Origin of the sequence: Bradyrhizobium sp. STM 3561 (genome assembly GCF_045571455.1) — a bacterium.
Classification (GTDB): Bacteria; Pseudomonadota; Alphaproteobacteria; order Rhizobiales; family Xanthobacteraceae; genus Bradyrhizobium; species Bradyrhizobium vignae.
Window position 1 is genome coordinate 4,318,884 of record NZ_CP120695.1, and the last position, 23,064, is coordinate 4,341,947.

Here is a 23,064-nt window from a genome sequence, read left to right on the forward strand (position 1 = left end):
AAGTCGCATGTCCCAAATCATTGAAGCAACCCGCTCAACTCCTACCGTTGTGGCACCCGCGCCCCTCCTCGCCGTGTGCAACATCGAGGTCGTCTATGACGACGTCATCCTGGTGCTGCGCGGCCTCAGCCTCGACGTGCCCAAGGGCGCGATCGTGGCGCTGCTGGGGGCCAACGGCGCCGGCAAGTCGACGACGCTGAAGGCAATCTCGGGGCTGCTCAAGACCGAAGACGGCGAGGTGACGCGCGGCGAGATCCTGTTCGAAGGCGAGCGGATCAACGGCATCGACCCCGACAAGATCGTCCGCCGCGGCATCTTCCAGGTGATGGAGGGCCGGCGCATCGTCGCCGACATGACGTCGCTGGAGAACCTCAAGCTCGGCGCCTTCACCCGCAGGGACCGCGAGATCGATGCCGATCTCGAGATGGTCTTCAATTACTTCCCGCGCCTGAAGGAGCGCACTGGCCTTGCCGGCTATCTCTCCGGCGGTGAGCAGCAGATGCTCGCGATCGGCCGCGCCCTGATGGCGCGCCCGAAGATGATTTTGATGGACGAGCCTTCGATGGGCCTGTCGCCGCTGCTGGTCAAGGAAGTGTTCTCGATCATCCAGAAGATCAACCGCGATCTCGGCGTCACCATCCTCTTGGTCGAGCAGAACGCACGCGCTGCGCTCTCGGTGGCAAGCCACGGCTACATCATGGAACAAGGCAAGGTCGTGCTCGATGGCAGCGCCGACGAATTGCGCGACAACGAGGATGTCAAGGAATTCTACCTCGGCGGCGCCGGCGACCAGCGAAAGAGCTTCAAGAATCTCAAGAGCTTCAAGCGGCGCAAGCGGTGGCTGTGATCCGCAAGAGCCTAGCCCAGCACCTGCTCCGCTTCCGTGACTGCGCAGAGAACATGATAGAACGAAGAGGCAGGAATGGTGTCGATCAGCGATTTGCCGTCGCGATCGAACTGGTCGTACCAGCCGCCCTTCACGGGATGGCTGAGATAATGCCGTTCGAGCCGCACCAGCGCCGCGCGCGCCTCATCCGCCGCCCCCGCCTCGCCGGACTCGGCTTGCGCGATCCACGCCTTCGCGATCTCGGTCTGCGGCCACAGCCGGCGCGTGCCGCGGCGGATGTTGCCGCTCGCATCGCCCTCGTCGATCAGGCAGCCCGTCGCCCCGTCGCAATAGCGCAGCGCGGTCGCCAGCAGCTCCGCGCGCCGCTGCCCGGTCGGACAACCCGTCATGCGCTCAAATCCCTTCAGCAGCCAGACCCATTCCGCCTGGTGGCCCGGCTCGACGCTGACCGGCTCGATCTTCGACCAGTCCTCCTCGAAATACTCCGACAACACGTGCTTCTGCTTGTCGTAGAGATTGGCCAGGAACAGTGCGAAGAATTCTCCGGCACGGTTCTGGAACGACAGATCGTGGGTCGCCTCGAAGCACGCGATCATCGCCTCGAACAGATGCATGTGCGGGTTCTGCCGGCGCGGCAGCGAGACCGGAAGGCCTTCGTGAACGCCACCATGCGGCGAGCGCAGATGGCCGTCGAGGAAGGCGAGCAGCGCATCGATCTCGGCGCGGACCTGCGCATCCTGGTCGAGCGCATAGACGCTGGCGAGCGCAAACAGGATGAATGCGTGGTCATAGGCATCGCGCCGGGCATCCAGCACCGATCCTTCCGGCGTCAGCCGGTGCACATAGCCGGGCCGGCCATCGGGCGATTTCGCTCTGCCCAGCAGATGCTCCAGCCCCTTCAGCGCGATGGTGCGTCCGTCAGGATACCAGCCCATCTGTGCCGCCTTGGCGTAGCACCAGATCTGGCGGGCCTGCACAAACACGCGCCGGGGCGCGGCCGCATCCGCTGCGCCATCGCGGTGCAGCCGGTCGATGAAGCCGCCCGCGGCGTGATCCCAGCCGATCGTCGACCACAGCGGCAGCGCCTCGTCGATCATGCGGCGCTTCAGGCGCACGACGACGTTCGACGCCTCGTCCGCCGCAATGATTCCTTCGTCCGCCATCGGGTCCCCTTCAAGCCTCGCCAATGGCGGTCTGATAGCCATGCCGGTGGCGGCGCGCAACGGATGCCAACACGGAAAAAATAGCCATGACCGCCCATTACGACGCGCGCGAGACGCGTGAGCAAGCCGCGCGCGAGGCCGACCTGTTCGCCCGCCTCCCGGAAGTGCTGCGAGCCGCCATGGCCGCCCCGGCCTATGCCGAGCGGCTCAAAGGGTTCGATCCCGCCGCCGTGACCTCCAGGGCGGCTCTGGCAGGCCTGCCGCTGTTGCGCAAGTCGGAACTGCCCGCCATGCACAAGGCGTCTGCGCCCTTCGGAGGCTTCGTCGCGGCAGCTCCCGGCTCGTTCGCGCGCCTCTTCACCTCCCCCGGCCCGATCTTCGAGCCGGAAGGGCGGCAGGCCGATCCCTGGCGCGGCGCGAGGGCGCTGTTCGCGGCCGGGTTCCGTCCCGATGACGTCGTCCTCAATACCTTCAGCTACCATCTCACCCCCGGGGGGTTCATCTTCGATGCGTCGGCGCGCGCGCTCGGCTGCGCGGTGATCCCGGCTGGCCCGGGCAATACGGAACAACAATTCGAGCTGATCGAGGCCTACCGGCCGGTCGGCTATAGCGGCACGCCGGACTTCCTGAAGATCCTGCTCGACGCCGCCGCAAGCTCGGGTCGCGACGTCTCCTCGATCAAGCGCGCGCTCGTTTCGGGCGCGGCCTTCCCGCCTTCGCTCCAGGCAGAGATCAAGGCGCGCGGAATCGACGCCTATCAGGCCTTCGGCACCGCCGATCTCGGCATTGTCGCGTTCGAGACCGAGGCGCGCGAAGGCATGGTCGTGAATGAGGACCTGATCCTGGAGATCGTCAAGCCCGGTACCGGAGATCCGGTAGCGCCGGGCGACGTCGGCGAGATCGTCGTCACCTCGCTCGACCCGCACCATCCCTGGATCCGGCTCGCGCTCGGCGATCTCACCGCGGCCTTGCCCGGCACGAGCCCCTGCGGGCGCACCAATATGCGCATCAAGGGCTGGATGGGCCGCGCCGACCAGACCACCAAGGTCAAGGGCATGTTCGTCCGTCCCGAGCAGATCGCCGAGATCGGCAAGCGTCATTCCGCGCTCGGCAGACTACGCCTCGTCGTCACACGAGAGGGCGAGACCGACGCAATGACGCTGAAAGCGGAAACGGCGGCGGCGAGCGAGGCGCTACGCGAAGAGATCGCAGGCACCTTGCGCGCCGTGACGAAACTCGGCGGCACCGTCGAGCTGGTCAACCCCGGCGTACTGCCCAACGACGGCAAGGTGATCGCGGACGAGCGGTAATCTCAGATCGACTTCGATAGTCGTTAATTGCCGAGATAGAGCACGTCCAGGCCCGAGCAGAATACGTATGTAACGCCTTCAGCGGAGCGTTCACCGTCGGCTGCTCGTTGGTGTTGAGGCTGGTGTTGATCAGAACCGGCAGAGGGGTCGCCTTCGCTAACTCGCCGATCAGGCCAGCGCCACACCTGCGTCATGCGGCACCGGCGGCACGTAGAGACGCTTCACGGAGGGCTCGGCCGCGATCTCCATGTTCATCTTGCAGGTTCAGTCCGACGCCGCCGGCGATGCAGACGTCGCCGCAGCCGGTCTCTTGAATCGGAGTGCGGATCAACCTCGGTGGTGACGATCTCGAGCTGCTTCCGGCCGCTCGCGGCGATGTCGGTCAGGCGCTGGTCGAGCGGTTGGCCGCGCAGCCGCCGCGGACCCAAAATCTCCTCCATCCTCACAGAGATGATGGTCGTAGAGTTCGATCTTCGGGCTGTGGCCGAACTGATATTTGAAATATTCGGTGAGAGGCTGCGCGTAATTCGTGAAGGTCTTCAGCGGCGAGCAGATCCAGTCGACATCGCGCATGGTGATGCCGGCTTGCTTGAGGCAGAATCCGATCGCGCCACGCGGCAGCTTGCCGCGCGCATGGTGCGCCAGCGTGAATCGCTCCTCCTCCGCGGCTGCGACCAACTCGCCGTCGCGCAGCAGAACCGCCGCACCGTCGTGATGCCCGTGCTTGATCCCCGAGCTGATTCCAATCACCTACATGTCGCGTAGACCGCTTGCGGAGCCTTCTATAGAAACCGCTGCCAATGTAAATCGGCTACGGGCCGACCGGAGTGCGTGGCGGCAGCCATATTGGCGCGATGCACCCGGCGCAGGAACCTTGCATCGTCCCTGCGGCTCCCGTATTACCAACCCCTGCTACGATATGGCCTGGAATTGGCCCTTCCTGGACCCCAAAACGTGCTTGAACGAACCCTCGTCACCATCGCCGAGACCGAGACCATTGAGGAAGCCTTCCGGCGCCTGAATGCGAACATGCTCGGAATCCTGTTCGCGCAGGACGCAAGCGGACGAATCGTCGGCGCCGTGACGGACGGTGACATCCGTAGACGCATGCTGACCGGCATCACGATCCAGGACCGGGTTGCGTCGTGCATCAATCGCAACTTCGTCTGGGCGCCGACCGGCGGACCGCGCGAGCAGATCCTCAAGCTGCTCGACCAGCGTGTGCACGTGGTGCCGATCCTCGATGGCGAGGGACGGCTGGTCGACGTATTCAGCCGCGAGCTGTTCAACCTCTCGGAAGAGAGCGAGGTGTTCGCCCGCGCCCGCTCGCCGGTGCGGATCAGCTTCTCCGGTGGCGGCACCGACCTGACGCATTACTTCGTGGCGAATGACGGAGGCGCGGTCATCAGCGCCACGATCAAGATGTACGCACACGCGACGTTGCGGCGCCGGAGCGATCCCAGCATCCGGATCTACTCGCACGACTTCCGCCGCACGGTCGAGGCCGACAATCTCGCAGAGCTCGGAACGGGCGGAGATCTCGCGCTGATCAAGTCGGTCGTGCGTCTGATCAAGCCGACTTACGGCTTCGAGCTCGAGGTGTCAGCCGACTTCCCGGTCGGTTCCGGTCTCGGCGGCTCCGCGGTGGTCTCGTCCGCGATCATCGGCTGCTTCAACGAATTCCGCGGGGATCAGTGGGACCGCCACGAAATCGCGGAGATGGCCTTCCAGGCCGAGCGGCTGATGCTCAACATTCCCGGGGGCTGGCAGGATCAGTACGCCACCGTGTTCGGCGGCTTCAATCACATGGAGTTCTTCTCCGACCAGAACACCATCGTGCCGCTTCGCCTCGATCCCAACATCATCGCCGAGCTCGAGGAGAGCCTGGTGCTCTGCTACACCGGCTCCGGCCGCGATTCCGGTGCCATTCACCGCGACCAGAAGGCTCAGCACGAGACCAGCGACGCCGTCGCCGCGGCTGCCAAGCAGAAGGAAGTGACACGCGACATAAGGCGGCATCTGCTGCGCGGCCAGCTCCTCGAATGCGGCCGGTTGATCGACGAGGCCTGGCACGCCAAGCGGAAGCTGAGCTCGAAGATCTCCTCGGACGCGATCGACGCGATCTACGATTTTGCCAAACAGCATGGCGCGGTCGGCGGCAAGCTGCTCGGCGCCGGCGGCGGCGGTTACTTCATGTTCTTCGTACGTCCGTTCGAGCGCTACCAGCTCATCGCGGCACTGGAACAGCAGGGGCATAGCTGCTCGCGCATCATGTTCGAGGAGAACGGTCTGCGGACGTGGAAGTCGCGCGTGCCCACGCAGCTCGCCTGACGCATAAGAGACGAGAATGTTGATGACATCGCCCAAACCTTCTGCTCCGATCCGCATCGGCCACCGTCTTCTGGGCGACGATGAACCCTGTTACGTCATCGCCGAAATCGGCAACAACCATAATGGCGATTTCGACCGCGCCATCGCACTGGTCGACGCCGCAGTCGCGGCCGGCGCGGATTGCGCCAAATTCCAGATGCGCAAGCTCGACGAGGTCTATCGCGCCTCGAGCCTGTCCGGGAAAGACGACGACCTCGCCGTCGAATATACGCTCGATCTCCTGCGCCGCTTCGAGCTGCCGACGGCAGAGCAGAAGAAGATCGCGGAGTACTGCGCAGCGAAGGGCATCCAGTATCTCTGCACACCCTGGGACGCCAAGAGCGTTGCCGTGCTCGAAGGCTTCGGCGTAGAGGCCTACAAGGTCGCCTCGGCCGACCTCACCAATCTGCCGCTGCTCGCTCGCCTCACCACGACCGGCAAGACGCTGATCGTCTCGACCGGCATGAGCACGACCGACGAGATCAAGGCCGCGGCGAAATTCCTCGACGACCGCAATGCCAGCTACGCGCTCCTGCACTGTCAGAGCACCTATCCGGCAGCGCTCCACAACATCCATTTGCGTTTCATGGAGACGCTGCGCGAGATCCATCCGGTCGTCGGCTATTCAGGTCACGAGCGCGGCATTGCCGTTTCGACCGCCGCCGTCGCGCTCGGCGCCGTCATCATCGAACGCCACATCACGCTCGACCGCGAGATGGAGGGTCCCGACCATGCCGCGAGCCTGGAGCCGGAGGAATTCAAGGCACTCGTCTCCGGCATCCGCGAGGTCGAGGCGGCGCGCGGCGAGAAGCTTGCTGAACGCGCGCTGAGCCAGGGTGAGCTGATCAACCGCGAAAACCTCGCCAAGAGCCTGGTGGCCGCGCGCGACCTATCGGCCGGCACCGTGATCTCCGAGACCGACATCGCGGTGAAGAGTCCGGGTCAAGGCTTGTCGCCTCTGAAGATGCCGGCGCTGCTCGGCCGCAAGCTGACGCGGACGATGGCAGCCGACGACTATTTCTTCCAGAGCGACCTCGACGAAGGCGTCGCCAAGGCACGGCGCTACCGTTTCGACCGGCCCTGGGGCGTGCCGGTGCGCTATCACGATACCGAACGCTTCCTGGAGATCTGCGAACCCGACATCATCGAATTCCATCTCAGCTACAGCGACATGGAGCGCGATCCCGCAGCGTATCTGTCCGGCACCTATGATCTCGGCTTCGTCGTGCATGCGCCGGAGCTGTTTGCCGGCTCCAAGCTGATGGACCTCGCAACTCCCGACGAAGCGCTGCGGCGCTATTCGCTGGAGCAGACGCAGGCGGTGATCGACATCACCCGCGGCCTGAAGAAGTTCTTTCCCAAGACCAAGCGTCCGCCGATCGTCGCCAATATCGGCGGCTTCACCATGGACGAGCCGCTGCCGCCGGAGGAGAAAGCCGAGCGCTACCGTATCTTTGCGCAGAGCTTGACCGAGCTCGACATGGACGGAGTCGAGCTGACGCCGCAGACCATGGCCCCGTTTCCCTGGCATTTCGGCGGCCAGCGCCACCAGAATATCTTCATCTTCCCGGAGGAATCGGCGGCCTTCTGCGCCAAGCATGATCTGCGCATGTGCGTCGATATCTCCCATACCAAGCTCGCCGCCAATCATTTCGGCTTCGACTTCGCGCAAGGGCTCGCCCAGCTCGGGCCACACACCGCGCATCTGCATTTCGGCGACGCTAAGGGACTCGACGGCGAAGGTCTGCAGATCGGCGAAGGCGAGATCGATTTCGACGAGATCGGACAGGTGCTGCGCAAGCATGCGCCGACGGCATCGTTCATTCCTGAAATATGGCAGGGCCACAAGAACATGGGCGAAGGCTTCTGGATCGCGCTCGAGCGTCTCGAGGGACACATCTGATGGCGCGCAAGACACTGGCCGTGATCGCCGCGCGTGGCGGCTCCAAGGGCATCCCGCACAAGAACCTGCTCGATCTCTGCGGCAAGCCGCTGATCGCCTGGACGGTCGAGCAGGCGCGCGCCGCACGCGGCGTCGACGTGGTGGCGGTCTCGTCGGACAGCGACAATATCCTCGCCGCGGCCGAGGCCGCCGGAGCCGTCGGCGTGCGGCGTCCTGACGACATTTCGGGTGACCTCGCTTCCTCCGAATCCGCCTGGCTGCATGCCCTTGATGCGACCGAGGCGCGGTTGGGACGGTTCGAGCGCATCGTCGCGCTTCAGGCCACATCGCCGATCCGCGAGCCCAGCGATATCGAGAAGGCGCTTGCGACCTTCGATCGTGACCATCTCGACAGCCTGCTCTCGGTCTGCGAGGTCGAGGATTACTTCAATTGGCGGATCGGCGCGAGCGGCCCGGAGCCGATCAACTACGACTATCGCAACCGCCGCATGCGGCAGCAGATCGAGAAGCGCTACCTCGAGAACGGCTCGTTCTACGTCCTGATCCCGTCCCTCCTGCGCGAGCAGAACAATCGTCTCGGCGGCAAGATCGGCTTCCACGTGATGGAGCGTCACAAGATGTTCCAGATCGATCGTCCCGAGGATGTCAAGCTTTGCGCCGCCATCATGCGCAGTTACGGCTATGCCTGATCTCAGCGCCTTCTCTCTCGCAGGCAAGATCGCGGTAGTCACCGGCGCCTCGCGCGGCATTGGCGCGGCGATCGCGAGCGGCCTGCAGGATGCGGGTGCCACCGTGTTCGGCCTCAGCCGGTCTGGGACCGCGCCGCAGGGCGTCATCGCGATTGCCTGCGATCTCTCCGACGACGGCGCGATCGAAAGCGCGTTCGGCACCATCGCGGCAAAAGGCGAACGGATCGACGCACTCGTGAATGCCGCAGGCATCAGCCTTCCCGCCCAAGGCAGCGAAAGCGAGCTCGCGCGCTTCCGCGCCACGGTCGCAACCGACCTCACCGGCGTCTATGCCACCATCCTCGCCGCCTATCCGCTCCTGAAGAACGCGGGCTCGGCGGCGATCGTCAACGTCACCAGCATCAATTCTGTCCGCGGCTTTCCCGGCAATCCCGGCTATGTGGCAGCGAAAGCGGGTCTTGCCGGGCTGACGCGCGCGCTGGCCGCCGACTACGCACCGGACGGCATCCGCGTCAACGCGTTGGCGCCGGGTTACATCGCGACCGAGATGACCGCGAAGAGTTATGCCGATCCTGCCATGCACGAGGCGAGACGTCGCCACACCATGCTCGGCCGCTGGGGACAACCCGCCGACATGGTCGGCGCCGCCATTTTCCTGGCATCGGAAGCCTCCGCCTATGTGACCGGCCAGGAAATCTTCGTCGATGGCGGCTGGATCGCCAAGGGCCTCGCCATCAGCTCGGATAGCAAGTCGTGACCGCAACATTAGAACGCATCGGCTTCATGCAGGGGCGCCTGTCGGCACTGGTCGACGGCAAGATTCAGGCGTTCCCGTGGGATGAATGGCGCGAGGAATTTCCCCGCGCCAAGGCGCTTGGCCTGACGCGGATGGAATGGACGATCGATCAGGAGCGCCTGCGCGAGAACCCGCTGACGACCGAGCCGGGACAACGGGAGATTCTGACGCTGGCGCACGAGAACGGCGTGCGCATCCCGAGCCTGACCGGCGACTGCTTCATGCAGGCGCCGTTCTGGAAGGTCGATGCCGTCGTGCGCGATGCTCTCGTCAACGATCTCGATCTCCTGATTGCCGCCTGCAGCCGGATCGGCATCGAGTTCATCGTGGTCCCGCTGGTCGACAACGGCAGGATCGAGCGCGAGAGCGAGAGCGACACGCTCAAGCGGGTGCTGATTGCCCGCCGCGAACAGCTTATTAGACAGAACGTCAAGATCGTCTTCGAATCCGACCTGCCGCCACGCGATCTCGCCCGCTTCATGGAGGCGTTTCCGGCAGACGTCTTCGGCATCAACTACGACAGCGGCAACAGCGCCTCGCTCGGCTACGACAGCGCCGAGGAGATTGACGCCTACGCGCCTCGCATTCTCAATGTGCATGTGAAAGACCGCGTTCTCGGCGGCACCACCGTGCCGCTCGGCGCCGGCAACGCCGATCTCGCCAAGACGATCCGGCTGATCGAGCGCTCCGGCTACAGGGGACCCTACATCCTGCAAACCGCGCGTGCCGCCGACGGCGACCATGCCGGCGCGCTCGCCCGATATCGCGACATGACGGTCGGTTGGATCGAGGACGCGGCCCGATGAAGCTCGAACTGGAAGGCCGAGTCGCTCTCGTCACCGGCGCCAGCCGCGGCATCGGCCTTGCCATTGCCGCTGCACTTGCCGCCGAGGGAACAAAGGTCGCGCTGGCTGCACGCGGCTCGAATGCGCTGAACGCGGCGCGCGCGACCGTCGGCGGACAGAGCTCGATCCATATCGCCGACGTCACCGATCCGGCTGCCGCCGCGACACTGATCCAGGACGTCGAGCGGCAGTGGGGCCGCCTCGACATTCTCGTCTGCAACGTCGGCAGCGGCACCTCCGTCCCGCCAGGCGAGGAAACCGCAGCGGAATGGTCGCGGGTGATGGACCTCAATCTCTTCGCCACGACGAACACGATCGAGGCGGCACGGCCGCTGCTGGCACGCGGCAGCGGCGACCGGTCCATCGTCTGCATCTCCTCGATTGCGGGCATGGCCGCACTCGGCGCGCCCGTCACTTACTACGCTGCGAAAGCCGCACTGAACGCGACGGTGCGCGGATTGGCGCGGCCGCTGGCGCTCGATGGCATCCGCATCAATGCAGTCGCGCCTGGCAATATTCTCGCCGCCGACGGCACCTGGGCGCGCAAGCTCGCCGAGAACAGGGCCGCGGTCGAAGACATGCTTGCGCGGGAGGTGGCACTGCGCCGGCTGGGCAAGCCGGAAGAGGTCGCTGATCTCGTCGCATTCCTCGCCTCACCGCGCGCGGCATTCATCACCGGCAGCGTCATGGTCGCCGACGGCGGCCAATTGCGCAGCTGAACAGGAGCTCCCGATGGCAAGCCCCTCCTCCCGCTATGATCTCGCCGGACGCACCGCGCTCGTGACCGGCGCTGGCGGCCTGCTCGGGCGGCAGCATGTCGCCGCACTTTCCGAGGCCGGCGCACGCGTCGTCGTCACCGACGTGGGGCTCGCGCAGGCCGAAGCCGCCGTCGCCGCGCTCAAGCAGAACGCGCCGTCCGCCGACCTGATCGCGCTTGCGATCGACGTCACCACGCTTGATTCGGTGCGTGCTGCACACGAGCAACTTTGCGGCCGCGGTATCTCCGTCGATATCCTCGTCAACAACGCGGCGATCGACCCCAAGGTGACCTCCACACCCGGCGTGATGCATTCCTCCCGCTTCGAGGCGTTTCCGGTGCCGCAATGGCAGACCGAGATCGCCGTGGGCCTGACCGGCGCGATGTTGTGCGCGCAGGTGTTCGGCGGCGCGATGGCATCGCGTGGCCGCGGCGTGATCCTCAACATCGCCTCCGATCTGGGCGTGATCGCGCCGGACCAGCGGCTCTACCGCCAGCCGCAGGTGACGCGCGAGGAGGAACAGCCGGTGAAGCCGGTGACCTACTCCGTGATCAAGCACGGCTTGATTGGGCTGACGAAATATCTGGCGACGTACTGGGCCGATCACGGCGTCCGCGTCAACGCGATCTCGCCGGGCGGCGTCTTCAACAACCAGGATCCGGCCTTCGTGGAACGCCTCACCCGCCTGATCCCGATGGGCCGCATGGCCGAGGTGGACGAATATCGCGCCGCCGTGCAATTCCTGTGCTCGGATGCCTCGAGCTACATGACAGGACAGAATCTCGTCATGGATGGGGGGCGGAGCGTGTGGTAGCCCGAGTGACGATGGCAAGACCGCGTCGCTGCACCTGCGGCCCTTCGGAAATCGGCTCGCCACAAGCCCCATCAGGGCCCCCGAAGTTCAAGCAGTCTCTGCGGCCGTGCGGCAATCGGAAAAGCGGCACTCTTCTCGATATGCGTGCTCGCGATTCGGTCCCGAGAATTCTTGCGCTGCCCCGGCGGCTCCCGTATGACCGAATCCGGCTACCTGACCTGGTACCCGCCGGAACATCGGCCCTTCCTGGACCTAGACTGTGTTCAACGACCGTCCGCCAGCATCGCTCATCACGGCGTCGATTCACATCGAGGAACTGACGTGCGCTGGCAGACAAAGGCGCGAGCCTTCTCGGTCCTGTCGAACATTCCCTTTGGTGAAAACATTCACTACGCCCTGCAGCGCTACGTCACACGACGGCTGCCGCGGCCCGAGAAGCAGGTCAAATCCGTCTATGCACTTGCACAGCGGCTGCTAGGCGTGCACGAAGCGTACAGCCAGCGGCCGCTACGGGATTCGACTTGCTTCGAGTTCGGCGCCGGGCGCGATCTGATCATTCCGCTCGCCTTCAGCGTGCATGGAGCCCAGCGCTTCATCACCGTAGATATCGAGCGCTTGGCCAAGCTGGAGCTGATCCGCTCCAATGCGGCAATCATTTCCCGACTCAGCGGCACTAGCCACCCAGACATCGTTTCCTTCGATGACCTCGAACGGTCGTGGCGGATCGACTATCGCGCTCCAGCCGATGCGCGGGCGACGGGCCTGCCGGCCGGTTCGATCGACTGCGCGGTTTCGGTCGAAACGCTTGAACACATTCCCAAGAGCGCCATCGCGGCCATCTTGAAGGAGCTGCGGCGCATCATGCGACCTGACGGGCTGATCCTCATGCAAATCGACTATGGCGACCACTTTAAGGGCTTCGATCCGTCGATCAGCTCGTTCAACTTCCTGACTTATTCGGAAGAGGATTGGCTGCCCTTCCAGTCGCGCTTCCAATACGTCAATCGCTTGCGCCACAGCGAATATCTGGAGCTATTTGGAGAGGCCGGGTTCGAGCTGCTCAGCGAACAGCCCGATCGCCAGCCGCCGGAGCGGTACATCCTGGAGCGATTGGCACCATGCTTCAGAGGCTTCTCCGAAGAGGATCTGTTCACGCTAGAGCATGATGTTTTTATACGGAAACATAGCCTGAGTTTTTGAAGTAGTTGGTGCACTCCTCCTTGGAGAAGAGATCGAGGAGTTCACCAACCTTTCTCCAGGTTGCCTCCACGTCACGGGGCTCGGCAGCTCGCATGAGATGTTTGAGTTTGGCGAAGACCTGCTCGATCGGATTGAGGTCCGGGCTGTAGGGCGGCAAGAAGATGCGGTGGGCGCCTCTGGCGCGGATGGCTTGGCGAGCCGCTTTGCCCTTGTGGCTGCCAAGATTGTCGAGAACGACGATCTCACCCGGTGCGAGGGTGGGTGCCAACACCTTCTCGACGTACAGCGTGAAGAGCTCACCATTGATGGGACCATCAATCACCCAAGGCGCGCTGATCCGATCGTGACGCAGCGCCGCGATGAAGGTCATTGTCTTCCAATGGCCGAAAGGTGCAGAGGCTTGGAGGCGCTGCCCGCAAGGCCCCCAGCCGCGCAGTGGTGCCATATTGGTTTTGATCCACGTCTCGTCGATAAACACCAACCGCGCGACGTCGATCCTGCCTTGATGTGCTTTCCAGCGGGTCCGCTTACGGGCGACGTCGGGACGATCCTGCTCGGCTGGTAGAATCGTTTTTTTTGAAGCTGAGCCCTTCGGTGTGAACAAAAGTCCACACCGCCCGCACGTCTGTCTTGATCCCGCGTGCAGCCAGTTCCTGCGTCAGCTTGCGCAAAGTGAATGGCCCCGAGCGAATGCGTTTGCGCAGCCAGTCGGCGTTGGCATCCGACAGAACCCGCTTCTTGTGGCCGCCGATTTGGCCAGGTGACAGGCCTCCGGTATCCCGTCTCAGATTCTTCCACTTCGTCACGCAGGAGGCGCTGATCTGGAGCGCCTCGGCAATCGAACGAACTGTTTCTCCCGCGTCAGCTCGCGCCAAAGCCCGTTCCCGGATGTCTTCCGAATAGGGTCGCGTCATCCATGCCGGCCTCCGCCCTCCGGCATGGATGTTGAATCAGAAATCGCTCCCGGTGGGAATCCCGATTCCAGCCAAAAACAACATGCTCTAAGCTCTCTGATCGTCGGCCGTCCGGCCGGCCCGTCGAACGGAAACTGAAGATCGCCATTCGCCCGTTGCGTGGCCGAAGCCTTCAGCATCAATCCACATGCCGTAACGAGTCAGAACTGCCGGTTGTGCCCGGGCAGTCACGGACGCCAAGCCGCAGAACGGCGAAACCAACGAAACCAAAGAGGCCTGTCGGCCAGCACCCACGGGAGAATGGGCCGGCCCGACCTCTGCGCCCGCTCCTCAACAATGATTGCCGCGAACAGCGCAGCAATCTTCACCCAATATGTCGGCGTCGCGACAAAGTTCAGCATGCCGCCAATGTACATCACGTAGATGCCGTACAGCACGTAGAAAGATAGAGCCGCCGTCAGATATCGTTCGGCAACGACCGACCGGATCATGACAGCGGAGAGGAGCGCAGTGAGCCAACCGGCCCCCAGCAGAAATATCCAGCCGAGTTCAGGACCAAACAGCTCGAAGAAAATTTCGGGAAACCCGCCTGCGAACTGAAAACCGCCTGTAATGTGTTCCGTCGTCCGCGGCTCACCGATGGTCTCGGACATCAGGAACTGCGGGGTCGTGTTTCGTCCCGCGACGATGGGGCGGTCGAACAGGAAATCGAAGGCGTGGCGCGCGTCCCAATCTCCGTTGACCAGGACGCGTTGATAGGATGCCCATCCAATCTCCGACGGCTGCACCAGAACGCGCTCGATGAAAGCGCCCAGCGCAGCCTGACCTTCGAACCCTCGGACCCTGGTCAGATTCCAATAGAGCGCGAATGCGATCATCGCGACCGTCAGCGCAATGCCGCCCGCGCCGGCCAGCACGATGCGGCGGTCGGCAATCCGGGGCATCAAGCTGAATATGCTCGCGCTCCCGAGATCTCGCGCCTGAGCGAGCAACACCGCGGAAAATGGTATGACAAAGAACGCGCAGGATCGGTAGAAAGGCGAGAAGCGGCCGCCGACGAGAAACATGTAAAAGATGAGGACGGCCAGCAAACCCACAAAGCGGTAGTCGTATCGTTGACGTCGTAATCGCTCGGCGACAAACATGGTCCCCCACCAGAAGCACAGCATGTCGCCTCGCTCGATCACTAGGCGATGGAGGAAATTGGCTTGTTCATTGAAGGTCCAACGCTCGATCTTGGCAAATAGCGGAATGACGCCTCCCTGAATCAGAGCACCGAAAAGCAAGATCAAGAAGAGGATGGACGCGTAGAACGTGACGTCCGAAAGGGTCAATTGAGATTGGGTCGCAGGCACTCCCGGAGTTGGAGCCGACCGCGCCCATTCGTCGAGCGTCCTCGAATTGAAGACCCAGAGGAAAGGAAGAAGCGTCAGAAAATACGTAATCGACTGGAACACCGTCATGACGCCGGGTCCAAGGAACATCGCAAACTGGGACGAGAACACGGGCCCCGAGAGATCGATATAGAGCGACGAAATCGTCCGCCATGCGAAGGTAAACAAAAGGAAGGCAAGACAAACGAAGATCGTCGGCCTGAACAGCCCCAGCCAAACGATGAACAGCAGTATGGAGGCTCCAGCCAGAAGGGTCATTGCCGAAGTCCTACCCGAGACGCGCCGGCCGCCTCAGAAAGAAGGTCAATAGACTGATGAAAAAGAGAATGCCCAAGCCCGCCAGGATGGCTCTTTGCACGAGATTGACTTCCCTCGGCCCTTCAATGACGGGAGACAATCCGTCCCGTGGACCCGTCATCCTCACGGCGCGTTCGAGATAAGCCAGTAGAGCGATGCGCGTATCGACGTTGAGCATCCTTTCGACAGAAGCCCCTGGGCTCTCCGCGAAGGCGGCCCCGGTGGCAATCCCGTCCGGCCGAGCCGGCGTGAAGTCCGTCTTGCTCTTCTTCAACGCATCGTCGAGCAGCACTTTCGCATCCTGCAGGCGCGCGCGCACCGAATGCAACAACTCCATTCTCGGGTCGAACAATCTCTGGTGTGCAGCCTGGATCGCAAGAACAGCCTGTCGAAGCAGGGTCACCGCCTCCTCCTTCGAGGCGCAACTCGCCTCCAGATAGATCGACGAATCGCCATCGACGATCCCGCGCAATGAGGCACCGGCGAACGCCCCCCGAGAGTCGGGAAGCGCCTTCCGAGCATCGGACAGAACAGCGCTTTGAAATTGGACCGCTCCGATTCGTGTCACCAGGTCACGGGTGCTCTCTATGGGTTCAACAGCTGCTCCAGCGAGCCCGAGAATACCTTCAAGGGTAGGCACTTTGCCAATCGCGATGGTCGAGGTCGCGGTCCAGGATTCCACCTTCCGCCCGACGGCAAGGGAACCAAGAGCAGCCAACAAGATCGCCCCGATCACGAGCGAAAGAACCCAATGTGTCCGCACTGCTTTGGCAGCAATATGGAACCATCTCGCGAGCTGCAGAAACTCTGGAGCTCGCGACGTACGCTCGGCCATGGGCATGTGACTCTTGTCCCCAGTACCCCCACAATATCTCTGGGAGTCCAATCATTATCATACTGAACCATCCATGGTTGATCAATCGGCCCATAAGCAAAGGGCTCTCGATCAACGATCACGCATGATGGCCCGCTGCCCTCCGCCGGCCGGTTCATTCAACAAGAGGCTCCACGACTTCTCCCTTGCTCGTTGCTTCCGGGCGTCGCCGCGCGTAAACAGAGCGCACAACAGTTCCTGTCGCGGCAAGCAGCGCGCCATTGACAGCCGTTGGTGCGAGGTCTTTGTCTCTTGGTGTTGCGTCCTCCAGGCCTTTACCGACGATCGACCGACGCTGGGAGAAGATCCGGCCGCCACAGCTTAATTCAACGAGAAGCCAGAACCTTGAGACAGACACTTGCTGCTCACCTTCGACTGAGGTGCCGAGGGGGAGAGGCGTCATGCTGAGACAGGCCGTGATCCTCGTCGGCGGACTCGGCACCCGCCTCGGCGAACGCACCAAAACGGTTCCAAAGCCGATGCTCGACATCGGCGGGCGGCCGTTCCTCGACACGCTGATCGACGAACTGGTCCGCTACGGTATATTCGATGAAATCGTCCTGCTTGCCGGCCACAAGGCGGAGATCGTCGAGACGCACTACGCCGCGGCCGGCAAGGGACCGACGCGCATCGTGGTGTCGCGCGAGACCGAGCCGCTCGGTACCGGCGGTGCGCTCGTGCATGCGCGCGACCTGCTGCACGATCGTTTCCTGCTTCTCAACGGCGACTCGCTGTTTGACTTCAACCTGCTGGATCTGATCGCGCGTGCGCAGGGCGGTCGCGTTCACATGGCGCTGCGCGACGGTGTGATCGGAGACCGCTACGGCCGCGTCGTGCTCGACGGCGATGCGGTGCGCGACTTCATCGCTCCGGGTGCGGGCGCCACGGGACCGGTCAATGCCGGCATCTACGTCGTCGACAAGTCCGTTCTCGCCGACATCGCGAAGCTTCCCGCCTCGCTCGAGCAGGACCTGTTCCCCGGCCTTGCTTTGCGCGGCGAGCTGCGCGGCACGGCCTATCGCGGCTATTTCATCGACATCGGCATCCCCGATGATTTCGCGCGCGCCGATCGCGAGCTGCGCGAGAAGCTGCGGCGTCCAGCCGTGTTCTTCGACCGCGACGGCGTGCTCAACCATGATTCCGGCTACACGTTCGAGACGCACAAGCTTCAATGGATCGAGGGCGCATGCGAGGCGGTGAAGGCCGTCAATGACGCCGGCTATTTCGCCTTCGTCATCACCAATCAATCCGGCGTCGCACGCGGCTACTACGAGGAGCATCATGTGGTCGCGCTGCACCGCTGGATGGCGGACCAGATGGCGCTGATCGGTGCCCATATCGATGCTTTCGAATATTGCCCCGACCACCCCGACGGAACCGTCGCACGCTATTGCCGCATCAGCGATCGCCGCAAGCCGGGGCCGGGCATGATCACCGACCTCGCGCAGCGCTTTCCGGTCGACATGACGCGCAGCATGGTGATCGGCGACAAGCCAAGTGACATCGAGGCCGCGCAGGCTGCCGGCCTCCCCGGCCATTTGTTCGAGGGCGGCAATCTCGAGGCGTTCGTGAGACAGCGCCTGAACCCGGCCGGCAAGGCTTAGGTAGGCTTACAAAAACTGCTGCATCCCCGGGCATTTGGCAGCTTTCGGACCGCTGCTCTGTTGCGCGCAACGGCCAGTGTGCTATAGCGCCATCTTGTTGCGAATACTGGCTTAATCGCCTTTTGGGGTCCGGCATGGCAGATCTGAGGGACGCCCGCGTCCTCGTTACCGGCAGCGACGGCTTCATCGGTTCGCATGTCGTCGAGGAGCTGGTGAAAGCCGGGGCCCGCGTCAAGGCGGTCGTCTACTACAACTCCTTCAATTCCTGGGGCTGGCTGGATACGGTTCCCGCCGACATCATGAAGTCCGTGGAGGTGGTCGCCGGCGACATCCGCGATCCGCATTTCATGATCGCAGCCGCCAGCGGCTGCACCGACGTGCTGCACCTGGCAGCGCTGATCGCGATCCCCTTCTCCTATGTCGCGCCGGATTCCTACGTCGAGACCAATGTGCGCGGCACCGTCAACGTGCTCCAGGCGGCGCGCACGGCCGGCGTGCGGCGCTTCGTGCAGACCTCGACCAGCGAGGTCTACGGCACCGCGCAGACCGTCCCGATCAAAGAGAGCCATCCGCTGGTTGGCCAATCGCCCTACTCGGCCTCGAAGATCGCATCCGACCAGATGGCGCTGTCGTTCCAGGCGTCGTTCGACATGCCTGTCGTCGTCATCAGGCCGTTCAACACCTATGGACCACGGCAATCGGCGCGCGCTGTCATCCCGACCATCATCAGCCAGATCGCGACCGGTAAGCGCAGGATCCGTCTCGGCGCCGTCAGCCCGACCCGCGACTTCTCCTTCGTCACCGACACCGCGCGCGGCCTGATCGCAGGTCTCACCGCGCCGGCCGAACAATGCGTCGGCCAGACCATCAATCTCGGCAGCGGTTTCGAGATCTCGGTCGGGGCGACGGTCGAGATGATCGCAGACGTGATGGGCCTCGAGATCGAGATCGAGACCGATGAGGCGCGCCTGCGTCCGGCCAACAGCGAGGTCGAGCGGCTCTGGGCCGACAATTCCAAGGCACGCCAGCAGCTCGGCTGGAGCCCGGAGTTCGGCGGGATCGACGGCATGCGCCAGGGCATTGTGAAGACGGTGAACTGGTTCACCAATCCCGCCAATCTCGGCCGCTACAAGGCGGACGTCTACAATGTCTGACGCAACGGTGGGAACGACCTCAACCAGATCCGACATCTCCACGCGCCCGTTCGATCCGAAGGCCGTGGTCGATGCGGTCCGGCGCGCCGCGGGCACGCCCAACGGCATCCTCGGCCTGCACGAGCCGGTGTTCGCAGGAAACGAGATCGCCTATCTCGAAGAATGCATCAAGAGCACCTTCGTCTCCTCGGTCGGCCCGTTCGTCGACCGCTTCGAGCGCATGCTCGAGGAGGTGACGGGCGCAAGACGCGCGGTCGCCGTCGTCAACGGCACGGCGGCGCTGCACGCCTGCTTCAGGCTCGCCGGCGTCGAGCCCGGCGATGAGGTGATGTCGCCGGCACTGACCTTCATCGCGACCACCAACGCGATCGCCTATTGCGGGGCGGTGCCGCATTTTATCGACAGCTCGCTCACGACGCTCGGCATGGACCCGCGCGCCCTCGCCGCGCGGCTCGAGGCGATTGCGGAACGAACGCCCAAGGGCACGATCAATCGCGAGACCGGACGCCGCATCGCCGCGATCTCGCCGATGCACACGTTCGGGCATCCCGTCGAGCTCGACGAGATCGCCGTGGTCGCGAGCGACTGGGGGATTGCGCTGGTGGAGGATGCCGCGGAATCGCTCGGCTCCACCTACAAGGGCCACGCCGTCGGATCGCAGGCGCGGCTCGCTGCGTTGAGCTTCAACGGCAACAAGATCGTCACCACCGGCGGCGGCGGCGCCATCCTCACCAATGACGAGGAGCTGGGACGCCGCGCCAAACATCTCACCACCACCGCGAAGCTGCCGCACAAATGGGCCTTCGTGCACGACGAGATCGGCTTCAATTACCGCCTGCCCAACCTGAACGCCGCACTCGGCTGCGCTCAACTCGAGCAGCTCGACGACTTCCTGGCGAGCAAGCGCCGGTTGGCGGCGGCTTATGAGCGCGTCTTTGCGGATGTACCCGGCGTGCGCTTCTCGCGCGAGCCCGAGGGCACCACGAGCAATTACTGGCTGAACGCGATCCTGCTCGACGAGGCGTATGCCAGGCGGCGCGACGACGTGCTCACGGCGCTGAACGAAGCCGGCTTCGGCGCGCGCCCGGCCTGGACCCTGATGCACCACCTGCCGATGTTCGCGCAGAGCCCGCGCGGCGATCTCGCCACCGCCGAATCGATCGAGCGCCGCCTGATCAACCTGCCGAGCAGCGCCAGCATCAGGGCCCGCGATGAATAACGTGCCGCGAAAAATCTGTTTCGTGACCGGCAGCCGGGCCGATTTCGGGCTGCTGATCTGGCCGATGCGCGCGATCCGCGAGACATCAGGCCTGACGCTCCAGCTCGTCGCCACTGGCATGCATCTCGCGCCGGAGTTCGGCTACACCTTCAACACCATCCGGGACGAGGGATTCGATGTCGACGAGCGCGTCGAGACGCTGCTCGCCAGCGACACCGGCGCGGGCGTCGCGAAATCGGTCGGGCTCGGCGTGATCGGATTTGCCGATGCCTTCGCACGGCTGCAACCCGATCTTGTGGTCCTGCTCGGCGACCGTTTCGAGATGTTCGCAGCCGCGCAGGCCGCGATGTTCATGCGGCTGCCAATGGCGCATCTGTTCGGCGGCGACGTCACCGAAGGCGCGGTCGACGAATCGATCCGCCACGCCATCAGCAAGATGTCGCATCTGCATTTCACCAGCAATCAGGGCTCGACACGGCGGTTGATGCAGCTTGGTGAGCATCCATCCCGTATCCATACCATCGGTTCGGTCGGCATCGACGGCATCAAACATCTCGATCTGATCGATCGCAACGAAGTTGGCGATGCGATCGGGATGCCGCTCGGCGAACGCAATGCTCTCATCACGTTTCATCCCGTTACGGTCGAAGCCGGGCGGTCAGTGGCCGAGCTGGACGAGTTGTTCGCGGCGCTGTCGACGCTCGATCCCGCCTTTCGCCTCATCTTCACGCTCGCCAATGCCGATGCCGAGGGGCGCGCGCTCAACGACCGGACCAAGGCCTTCGCGGCCAGCCGGCCGAATACGATCGCGGTCGCCTCGCTCGGCCAGCTTCGCTATCTCAGCCTGATGAGCCAGGTCGACGTCGTGATCGGCAACTCGTCGAGCGGGATCCTCGAAGCGCCGTCGTTCGGCGTGCCCACGGTCGACGTCGGCGACCGCCAGAAGGGGCGGGAGCGGGCGGCCTCGGTGTTTCACGCTGCGCCCGAACGGGGTGCGATTGGTGCAGCGATTTCGCAGGCACTTCAGCGTGGCCGCAAGGACACCATCAATCCGTATGGCGACGGCGAATCCAGCCGGCGGTTTGCCGACATCATCGCCGGCATCCCGGATTTCAGGCAGCTTCTCGCCAAGGGCTTCTACGAACTTCCCGCAAGCGGAGCGCGGCCATGACGACGCACACGCTGATCATCGCGGAAGCCGGCGTCAATCACGACGGCAGCCTGGACAAGGCGCTGGCCCTGGTCGATGCGGCCGCCGATGCGGGTGCCGACATCGTCAAGTTCCAGACCTTCAATGCGAAGGCGCTGGCGGGCGGAGCAGCGAAAAAGGCCGACTATCAGCAGCGTACGACCGACGCTGCCGAGAGCCAGCTCGCCATGCTGAAGCGGCTGGAACTGCCGCAGGCCGCGCATCACACGCTGATTGCGCGCGCCAGAGAGCGCGGCATCGAATTCCTGTCGACGCCATTCGATGACGCCTCCCTCAGCTTCCTGCTGTCGCTCAAGCTGCCGCGCATCAAGATCGGCTCGGGTGATCTCACCAATGCGCCGTTGCTCCATGCAGCGGCAAGAGCTGGCGCGATGCTGATCCTGTCGACCGGCATGGCAACGCTCGGCGAGATCGAAGAGGCGCTGGGGGTGCTCGCCCACGGCTATGGCCAATCCAATGACCCGCCTGGCATCGCCGCTTTCCGCGTCGCGTGGCGCGATCCGGCGGCTCGCGCCGCGCTGGCGCGGCACGTCAGCTTGCTCCATTGCACGACCGAATATCCCTGCCCCATCGCCGATGTGAATCTCGCCGCGATGGCGACGATGCGATCCGCCTTCCAGCTGCCGGTCGGCTATTCCGATCACACCGACGGATTCGAGATTTCGGTCGCCGCGGTCGCGCTCGGCGCGGCCATCATCGAGAAGCACCTGACGCTGGATCGCAATGCGCCCGGTCCCGATCACGCGGCCTCGCTCGAGCCTGGTGATTTCAAGCGGATGGTCAGCGCCATCCGCAGCGTCGAGGCCGCGCTCGGCGATGGCGTGAAGACGCCGAAAGAGTCCGAGGTCAGGAACGTGCCGGTGGCGCGCAAGAGCATCGTGGCGGCACGCGCGCTGAAGGCCGGCGAGATCATCGGCCCGGCCGATATCACGGCCAAGCGGCCGGGCGCGGGGCGCCCGCCGATCGAGTATTGGTCCCTGATCGGAACCGCGGCGCCGCGGGCGCTCGAACCCGACGATCAGGTTTAACGACGAGGCTTTGCAGGAATCCCGCGCAGCACGGACCCGGGCGGCCATGACCCCGTGACGACCGAGCCCATCGCCACCAGCGTATCGTTGCCGATGGAAATGTGATCGCGGACGCGGCTGCCGAGACCGACAAAGCAATTGTCGCCGATCTCCGCGCCGCCGCCGACCACCGTTCCCGGAGAGAGATGCGTGTAGTGTCCTACGCGCACATCGTGCTCGACGACTGCGCCCGAATTGATGATGCAGTGATGGCCGATCATGCTTCGCGCATTGACGATCGCTCCCGGCATGATGACGCTGCCCGCGCCGATCGTTGCTGACGGCGAGACAAACGCGCGGGGGTGAATCACCGACGCCCAGCGCTTGAGCTGCAGCCGGCCGATCATCTGCCGGCGCGCCGGCCCCACCTGCATCGTCCCGATCCCGACCACGAAGGCGGCGTCCGGATACCTGGGCGCAACGTCATCGGTTCCGAGATAGCGCGCATCGCCCAATGTTCCCGGCTGGCGATCGAGGAAACCGAGCACGTTGAACTGGCCCGACAGGACGGCGGCCTCATAGACCATGAAGGCATGCTCGCCGCCGCCGATGATGATCAGATCGTCCATCGCGATTCCCCTAGCGCGCCCCGATCTTAGCGACCGCGGCGCGTTCCCACAAACCGCCGGACCGGAC

Annotated in this window: 22 protein-coding genes; 15 read left to right on the top strand and 7 right to left on the bottom strand. The window is 64.0% G+C overall.

The window, feature by feature from the left end; all coding sequences use genetic code 11:
- Positions 1-7 precede the first annotated feature (7 nt).
- Positions 8-847 carry an ABC transporter ATP-binding protein gene (locus tag P6U28_RS20575; RefSeq protein WP_407119711.1) on the top strand — a complete coding sequence of 280 codons (840 nt, stop codon included), beginning with the start codon at positions 8-10 and terminating at the stop codon, positions 845-847.
- 11 nt (positions 848-858) lie between these two features.
- On the opposite strand, the gene P6U28_RS20580 is transcribed toward P6U28_RS20575, so the two are convergent.
- A complete protein-coding gene (locus tag P6U28_RS20580; RefSeq protein ID WP_407119712.1) occupies positions 859-2,010 on the bottom strand; it encodes an AGE family epimerase/isomerase in 1,152 nt (383 codons plus the stop codon).
- 86 nt (positions 2,011-2,096) lie between these two features.
- Between P6U28_RS20580 and P6U28_RS20585 the strand changes: the two genes are divergently transcribed.
- The gene (locus tag P6U28_RS20585; RefSeq protein WP_407119713.1) at positions 2,097-3,320 is read left to right on the top strand and encodes a phenylacetate--CoA ligase family protein; all 1,224 of its coding nucleotides are present in this window, start codon (positions 2,097-2,099) and stop codon (positions 3,318-3,320) included.
- Here P6U28_RS20585 and P6U28_RS20590 read toward each other — a convergent pair.
- Positions 3,268-3,492, bottom strand: a complete 225-nt coding sequence (locus tag P6U28_RS20590) for a carbamoyltransferase C-terminal domain-containing protein (protein WP_407123087.1) — start codon at positions 3,490-3,492, stop codon at positions 3,268-3,270. The two genes, P6U28_RS20585 and P6U28_RS20590, sit on opposite strands and share 53 nt — an antisense overlap.
- 155 nt (positions 3,493-3,647) lie before the next feature.
- Complete coding sequence (locus P6U28_RS20595; RefSeq protein WP_407119714.1) at positions 3,648-4,070, bottom strand: carbamoyltransferase N-terminal domain-containing protein; 423 nt, start codon at positions 4,068-4,070, stop codon at positions 3,648-3,650.
- Positions 4,071-4,274: 204 nt separating this feature from the next.
- Here P6U28_RS20595 and P6U28_RS20600 point away from each other — a divergent pair, with 204 nt between their 5' ends.
- From P6U28_RS20600 to P6U28_RS20635, 8 genes are all read left to right on the top strand, one after another.
- Entirely contained in the window at positions 4,275-5,651 is a 1,377-nt protein-coding gene (locus P6U28_RS20600; protein ID WP_407119715.1) for a CBS domain-containing protein, read from the top strand.
- Between the two features lie 22 nt (positions 5,652-5,673).
- On the top strand, positions 5,674-7,593 hold the full coding sequence (locus P6U28_RS20605) for an N-acetylneuraminate synthase family protein (RefSeq protein WP_407119716.1): 1,920 nt from the start codon (positions 5,674-5,676) through the stop codon (positions 7,591-7,593).
- Positions 7,593-8,282: an acylneuraminate cytidylyltransferase family protein gene (locus tag P6U28_RS20610; protein WP_407119717.1), complete on the top strand. Its 690-nt coding sequence runs from the start codon at positions 7,593-7,595 to the stop codon at positions 8,280-8,282. The genes P6U28_RS20605 and P6U28_RS20610 overlap by 1 nt, the downstream gene beginning before the upstream one ends.
- Entirely contained in the window at positions 8,275-9,039 is a 765-nt protein-coding gene (locus tag P6U28_RS20615; protein WP_407119718.1) for an SDR family oxidoreductase, read from the top strand. The genes P6U28_RS20610 and P6U28_RS20615 overlap by 8 nt, the downstream gene beginning before the upstream one ends.
- Entirely contained in the window at positions 9,036-9,884 is an 849-nt protein-coding gene (locus tag P6U28_RS20620) for a sugar phosphate isomerase/epimerase family protein (protein ID WP_407119719.1), read from the top strand. The genes P6U28_RS20615 and P6U28_RS20620 overlap by 4 nt, the downstream gene beginning before the upstream one ends.
- Complete coding sequence (locus tag P6U28_RS20625) at positions 9,881-10,642, top strand: SDR family NAD(P)-dependent oxidoreductase (RefSeq protein WP_407119720.1); 762 nt, start codon at positions 9,881-9,883, stop codon at positions 10,640-10,642. Before P6U28_RS20620 ends, P6U28_RS20625 begins: the two co-directional genes overlap by 4 nt.
- Before the next feature lie 13 nt (positions 10,643-10,655).
- Positions 10,656-11,495, top strand: a complete 840-nt coding sequence (locus P6U28_RS20630; protein WP_407119721.1) for an SDR family oxidoreductase — start codon at positions 10,656-10,658, stop codon at positions 11,493-11,495.
- Between the two features lie 195 nt (positions 11,496-11,690).
- Positions 11,691-12,695 (top strand): class I SAM-dependent methyltransferase, encoded by a 1,005-nt coding sequence (locus P6U28_RS20635; protein WP_407119722.1) that lies wholly within the window; start codon positions 11,691-11,693, stop codon positions 12,693-12,695.
- Here the strand turns inward: P6U28_RS20635 and P6U28_RS20640 are convergent.
- The 3 genes from P6U28_RS20640 to P6U28_RS20650 all read right to left on the bottom strand — a co-directional run bounded on the left by P6U28_RS20640 (position 12,667) and on the right by P6U28_RS20650 (position 16,135).
- A protein-coding gene (locus tag P6U28_RS20640; RefSeq protein WP_122401624.1) for an IS630 family transposase occupies positions 12,667-13,609 on the bottom strand; the annotation gives its coding sequence in 2 pieces (ribosomal slippage) (positions 12,667-13,272 and positions 13,274-13,609; 942 coding nt in all). The two genes, P6U28_RS20635 and P6U28_RS20640, sit on opposite strands and share 29 nt — an antisense overlap.
- Before the next feature lie 227 nt (positions 13,610-13,836).
- On the bottom strand, positions 13,837-15,261 hold the full coding sequence (locus P6U28_RS20645) for a DUF6418 domain-containing protein (RefSeq protein ID WP_407119723.1): 1,425 nt from the start codon (positions 15,259-15,261) through the stop codon (positions 13,837-13,839).
- 10 nt (positions 15,262-15,271) lie between these two features.
- Positions 15,272-16,135, bottom strand: a complete 864-nt coding sequence (locus P6U28_RS20650) for a hypothetical protein (protein WP_407119724.1) — start codon at positions 16,133-16,135, stop codon at positions 15,272-15,274.
- 440 nt (positions 16,136-16,575) lie between these two features.
- Between P6U28_RS20650 and P6U28_RS20655 the strand changes: the two genes are divergently transcribed.
- From P6U28_RS20655 to neuB, 5 genes are all read left to right on the top strand, one after another.
- Positions 16,576-17,778: an HAD-IIIA family hydrolase gene (locus P6U28_RS20655; RefSeq protein ID WP_407119725.1), complete on the top strand. Its 1,203-nt coding sequence runs from the start codon at positions 16,576-16,578 to the stop codon at positions 17,776-17,778.
- Between the two features lie 134 nt (positions 17,779-17,912).
- Complete coding sequence (locus P6U28_RS20660) at positions 17,913-18,932, top strand: NAD-dependent 4,6-dehydratase LegB (RefSeq protein ID WP_407119726.1); 1,020 nt, start codon at positions 17,913-17,915, stop codon at positions 18,930-18,932.
- A complete protein-coding gene (locus P6U28_RS20665; RefSeq protein WP_407119727.1) occupies positions 18,925-20,151 on the top strand; it encodes a LegC family aminotransferase in 1,227 nt (408 codons plus the stop codon). Before P6U28_RS20660 ends, P6U28_RS20665 begins: the two co-directional genes overlap by 8 nt.
- Positions 20,144-21,322: a UDP-N-acetylglucosamine 2-epimerase gene (neuC, locus tag P6U28_RS20670; protein WP_407119728.1), complete on the top strand. Its 1,179-nt coding sequence runs from the start codon at positions 20,144-20,146 to the stop codon at positions 21,320-21,322. Before P6U28_RS20665 ends, neuC begins: the two co-directional genes overlap by 8 nt.
- Positions 21,319-22,389, top strand: coding sequence for an N-acetylneuraminate synthase (neuB, locus tag P6U28_RS20675; RefSeq protein WP_407119729.1), 1,071 nt, complete (start codon positions 21,319-21,321; stop codon positions 22,387-22,389). Before neuC ends, neuB begins: the two co-directional genes overlap by 4 nt.
- Here neuB and P6U28_RS20680 read toward each other — a convergent pair.
- The gene (locus P6U28_RS20680; protein WP_407119730.1) at positions 22,386-22,997 is read right to left on the bottom strand and encodes an acetyltransferase; all 612 of its coding nucleotides are present in this window, start codon (positions 22,995-22,997) and stop codon (positions 22,386-22,388) included. The two genes, neuB and P6U28_RS20680, sit on opposite strands and share 4 nt — an antisense overlap.
- Between the last annotated feature and the right edge of the window lie 67 nt (positions 22,998-23,064).

Excerpts from the sequence above, each read along its gene's own strand:
- P6U28_RS20575 (WP_407119711.1), top strand. The coding sequence starts at position 8 with ATGTCCCAAATCATTGAAGCAACCCGCTCAACTCCTACCGTTGTGGCA.
- P6U28_RS20580 (WP_407119712.1), bottom strand. The coding sequence starts at position 2,010 with ATGGCGGACGAAGGAATCATTGCGGCGGACGAGGCGTCGAACGTCGTC.
- P6U28_RS20585 (WP_407119713.1), top strand. The coding sequence starts at position 2,097 with ATGACCGCCCATTACGACGCGCGCGAGACGCGTGAGCAAGCCGCGCGC.
- P6U28_RS20605 (WP_407119716.1), top strand. The coding sequence starts at position 5,674 with ATGACATCGCCCAAACCTTCTGCTCCGATCCGCATCGGCCACCGTCTT.
- P6U28_RS20610 (WP_407119717.1), top strand. The coding sequence starts at position 7,593 with ATGGCGCGCAAGACACTGGCCGTGATCGCCGCGCGTGGCGGCTCCAAG.
- P6U28_RS20615 (WP_407119718.1), top strand. The coding sequence starts at position 8,275 with ATGCCTGATCTCAGCGCCTTCTCTCTCGCAGGCAAGATCGCGGTAGTC.
- P6U28_RS20625 (WP_407119720.1), top strand. The coding sequence starts at position 9,881 with ATGAAGCTCGAACTGGAAGGCCGAGTCGCTCTCGTCACCGGCGCCAGC.
- P6U28_RS20630 (WP_407119721.1), top strand. The coding sequence starts at position 10,656 with ATGGCAAGCCCCTCCTCCCGCTATGATCTCGCCGGACGCACCGCGCTC.
- P6U28_RS20635 (WP_407119722.1), top strand. The coding sequence starts at position 11,691 with ATGACCGAATCCGGCTACCTGACCTGGTACCCGCCGGAACATCGGCCC.
- P6U28_RS20645 (WP_407119723.1), bottom strand. The coding sequence starts at position 15,261 with ATGACCCTTCTGGCTGGAGCCTCCATACTGCTGTTCATCGTTTGGCTG.
- P6U28_RS20650 (WP_407119724.1), bottom strand. The coding sequence starts at position 16,135 with ATGGCCGAGCGTACGTCGCGAGCTCCAGAGTTTCTGCAGCTCGCGAGA.
- P6U28_RS20655 (WP_407119725.1), top strand. The coding sequence starts at position 16,576 with ATGCTGAGACAGGCCGTGATCCTCGTCGGCGGACTCGGCACCCGCCTC.
- P6U28_RS20660 (WP_407119726.1), top strand. The coding sequence starts at position 17,913 with ATGGCAGATCTGAGGGACGCCCGCGTCCTCGTTACCGGCAGCGACGGC.
- P6U28_RS20665 (WP_407119727.1), top strand. The coding sequence starts at position 18,925 with ATGTCTGACGCAACGGTGGGAACGACCTCAACCAGATCCGACATCTCC.
- neuC (WP_407119728.1), top strand. The coding sequence starts at position 20,144 with ATGAATAACGTGCCGCGAAAAATCTGTTTCGTGACCGGCAGCCGGGCC.
- neuB (WP_407119729.1), top strand. The coding sequence starts at position 21,319 with ATGACGACGCACACGCTGATCATCGCGGAAGCCGGCGTCAATCACGAC.
- P6U28_RS20680 (WP_407119730.1), bottom strand. The coding sequence starts at position 22,997 with ATGGACGATCTGATCATCATCGGCGGCGGCGAGCATGCCTTCATGGTC.